5 protein-coding genes are annotated in these 3,384 nt (G+C 71.3%); 1 reads left to right on the top strand and 4 read right to left on the bottom strand.

Translation table 11 applies throughout. The features are described 5' to 3' along the window. The 4 genes from CIB93_RS36810 to rimP form a co-directional block, all read right to left on the bottom strand. The coding region (locus CIB93_RS36810; RefSeq protein ID WP_179500377.1) for a translation initiation factor IF-2 N-terminal domain-containing protein at positions 1–477 on the bottom strand (477 nt) is incomplete at its 3' end. 147 nt (positions 478–624) lie between these two features. Further along, positions 625–903 carry a YlxR family protein gene (locus CIB93_RS36805; protein WP_179115590.1) on the bottom strand — a complete coding sequence of 93 codons (279 nt, stop codon included), beginning with the start codon at positions 901–903 and terminating at the stop codon, positions 625–627. Between the two features lie 113 nt (positions 904–1,016). Further along, positions 1,017–2,057: a transcription termination factor NusA gene (gene nusA / locus CIB93_RS36800; protein WP_096633112.1), complete on the bottom strand. Its 1,041-nt coding sequence runs from the start codon at positions 2,055–2,057 to the stop codon at positions 1,017–1,019. Positions 2,058–2,059: 2 nt separating this feature from the next. Further along, positions 2,060–2,563, bottom strand: coding sequence for a ribosome maturation factor RimP (gene rimP, locus CIB93_RS36795; RefSeq protein WP_096633111.1), 504 nt, complete (start codon positions 2,561–2,563; stop codon positions 2,060–2,062). 176 nt (positions 2,564–2,739) lie between these two features. Between rimP and CIB93_RS36790 the strand changes: the two genes are divergently transcribed. Continuing rightward, positions 2,740–3,276 carry a hypothetical protein gene (locus tag CIB93_RS36790; protein ID WP_096633110.1) on the top strand — a complete coding sequence of 179 codons (537 nt, stop codon included), beginning with the start codon at positions 2,740–2,742 and terminating at the stop codon, positions 3,274–3,276. Positions 3,277–3,384 lie beyond the last annotated feature (108 nt).

Below are 3,384 nucleotides of genomic sequence, written 5' to 3'. Positions count from 1 at the left end.
GGGACGCGGGGCCTGGGGCTGCTGGGGGGCGGCCGGCTGAGCCGGAGCCGGAGCCGAGAACTCGGCGGCCGGGACCGGGGTCACCGGGGCCGGCTTGGCCGGCGCGGGCTTCGGGCCCGGACGGGGGCCCGCCGACGGCGCGGAAGGCGCTGCCGGGGTGCTGCTCGGGGTCTCGGCCGCGGCCGGCTTGGGAGCCGGTGCGCCGGGCTTCGGGGCAGCGGGACGTGCCGCAGCGGCCGGGGAGGGCGCTGCGGGCTTCGCGGGCGTCGCCTTACGGGGCGCGCCAGGCTTGGCAGCGGACTTGCCGGCGTTGCCGCCGGGCCCCTGCAGTGCGTCGGTCAACTTACGTACAACCGGCGCCTCGATCGTCGAGGACGCCGAACGGACGAATTCACCGAGTTCTTGGAGCTTGGCCATGACGACCTTGCTCTCGACGCCGAACTCCTTGGCGAGTTCGTATACCCGGACCTTAGCCACTTCGCTCCTTTTAGGTCCGGGTTACCGCCGGACCGTCGCTACTTCATGGGCGTACTCATCGCGTACTCATCGAGTGCTCATCGCAATCTCGACCTACTTCCAACTCGCGAGGTACCTGACCGCACGGGGTCCCGTGCCGTTCACTTCTTACGGTGTCACCCGCTCGACGAACCGCGTGAGTGCCGCGGTGTCGAACGGCCCCTTGGCCTTGAAGGCCCGGGGGAATGCCCGGCGGCGAACCGCCAGGTCGAGACAGACAGAGGTGGGGTGCACATAAGCACCCCGGCCGGGCAGCGTACCGCGTGGATCAGGGGCGCAGGCGCCCTCGTCCACCACGATGCGCAGCAGCTCGCTCTTGGCCGCTCGCTCCCGGCATCCCACACAGGTTCGCTCGGGGCAAGCGCGGGCTTGCGTCCGGCCAGACACGTTTAAGTCTACCTCCCCGTACCGACCTCACCCCTTTGGGGCAAAAATCGAACGGATGTTGTCGTGATCTCAGCGCCCTACGGCCCAGATCTATTCCCTGGACCCGCTCCGGGTCAACGCCTTTCCGAGCGCTCCCGGGCCCGATCGGCCCGCTCGCGGTCGGCGGTCTCGCGCTCAGCGTCGGTCTCGGTGTCGGGCCGGATGTCGATGCGCCAGCCGGTGAGGCGGGCGGCGAGGCGGGCGTTCTGGCCCTCCTTGCCGATGGCCAGCGACAGCTGGTAGTCCGGCACGGTGACCCGGGCGGAGCGGGCGCCGAGGTCGACGACCTCGACCTTGCTCACCCGGGCGGGCGACAGGGCGTTGGCGACCATCTCGGCCGGGTCGTCCGACCAGTCCACGATGTCGATCTTCTCGCCGTGCAGCTCGGCCATGACGTTGCGCACCCGGCCGCCCATCGGGCCGATGCAGGCGCCCTTGGCGTTCAGGCCCGAACGGGTGGAGCGGACCGCGATCTTGGTGCGGTGGCCTGCCTCGCGGGCGATCGCCGAGATCTCGACGGAGCCGTCGGCGATCTCGGGGACCTCCAGCGCGAAGAGCTTCTTCACCAGGTTGGGGTGGGTGCGCGAGAGCGTCACCGACGGACCGCGCACGCCCTTGGCGACCCGTACGACATACGTACGCAGGCGCAGACCGTGGGTGTACTCCTCGCCCGGGACCTGCTCCTGCACCGGAAGGATGGCTTCCAGCTTGCCGATGTCGACCAGGACGTTCTTGGGGTCCTTGCCCTGCTGGACGACGCCGGTGACGACGTCGCCCTCGTGGCCCGCGTACTCCCCGAAGGTCCGGTCGTCCTCCGCGTCGCGCAGCCGCTGGAGGATGACCTGCTTGGCGGTGGTCGCCGCGATCCGGCCGAAACCGGAGGGGGTGTCGTCGAACTCCTTGGGCTCCTGGCCCTCTTCGAGGTCGGCCGGGTCCTCCTTGGCCCACACCGTCACATGGCCGCGCTCGTCGATCTTCACGCGCGCCCGGCGGTGGCTGCCGTCGGTGCGGTGGTACGCGATGAGGAGGGCCGACTCGATCGCCCCGACGAGCACGTCGAAGGGGATCTCCTTGTCCTGCGCCAAGCCCTTCAGAAGCTTCACATCGATGTCCACGGCTACGCCTCCTCTTCCTTCTTGTCCTTGCGGTTGAATTCGATCTCCACGCGCGCCTTGGCGATCTCGTCGAAGGCGAGGCGGCGGGACGTGGGCTTGCGGCCCTTGACCCCGGGCACTTCGAGGTCGAGCCCGTCCTCGTCCACGGCGAGGATGCGGGCGACCAGCTCGCCGGAGCCGTCGGCGGCCAGCTGGAACCGGACCAGCCGGCCGGTGGCGCGTACGTAGTGGCGGTGCTCGGTCAGCGGGCGGTCCGCGCCGGGGGAGCTGACTTCGAGGACGTACTCGCCCTCGCCCATCGCGTCGGTCTCGTCCAGCTTCTGGGAGATCGCGCGGCTCAGCTCCGCGCAGGCGTCCAGCTCCACGCCCTCCTCGGAGTCCACGATGATCCGGAGCACTCCGCGGCGGCCCGCCCGGGACACCTCGATCTCTTCGAGGTCCAGCTGCTGCGCGCTGACGAGCGGTTCAAGCAGCCCGCGCAGCCTCTCGCTCTGGGTGGTGCTCATCCGGGTGACTCCTCGGCCGCGTGTGCTGTTGTGGGGATCGTCGTGCGTCAGGTCAAAGGGTATCCGGTCGCCAGGGGTGTTGCCGTCCGCCTGCCCCGTCGGCGCGGGTACGCTCGCCTGCGGTGATCACATCAGGACAGATCCGGTCAGGACCGGTCCAGGCTCGAAGGAGAAACGTGCAGCGCACGGGGACGACGCGCAGGGGGGCGCTCACCGCCACGGGAGCTCTCGCCCTGGGTGCGGTGCTGACCGGATGCGGGGGCGACGGTGAGGCGGCGGACGGCAGGAGGCCCACGCGCTCCGGCGCCCGGGCCGACGCGGTCCGGGCCGAGCGGGCCCTGCGCGAGAAGGCGGTGCGCGACGGCGCACGACTGATCGCCCACTACGACCTGGTGGCCGAGGCCCATCCGGCGACCGCGGCGGGCCTGGCGCCCCTGCGGGCGGCCGTACGGGAGCACGGGAAGGCGCTGGCCCCGCCGCGCGCGAAAGGCGCGCCGGACGAGGCCGCTCCGCCCGCCCCCGGCCCGGTGTCCACCGACCCCGGGGCAGCGGTGAAGGAGCTGGCCGCCGCCGAGCGCCGCAGGGCCGACGCGCACACCGAGGCCCTGCTCACCGCGGAGCCGGAGCTGGCCCGGCTGCTGGCCTCGGTGGCGGCGGCCGCCGCGGCACACGCGTATCTGCTGACCGAGCTGGGCAAGGAGACCACCTCCTAATGATGTTGTCAAGCCGCCGTTGTGACCGGGAGTGCGTGTTGGAAGCACTTTCCGTCACGGATCAGGGCCCACAGGACGTTCACGCGCCGACGGGCCAGCGCGAGGACG

The organism is Streptomyces sp. WZ.A104 (assembly GCF_002382885.1).
Taxonomy (GTDB): Bacteria; Actinomycetota; Actinomycetes; order Streptomycetales; family Streptomycetaceae; genus Streptomyces.
Note: the sequence above shows the minus strand (reverse complement) of the source record. Positions and strands in the feature narration are given on the sequence as shown.

Coding starts and splice junctions, on each gene's coding strand:
- rimP (WP_096633111.1), bottom strand. CDS start 2,563: ATGAGCACCACCCAGAGCGAGAGGCTGCGCGGGCTGCTTGAACCGCTC.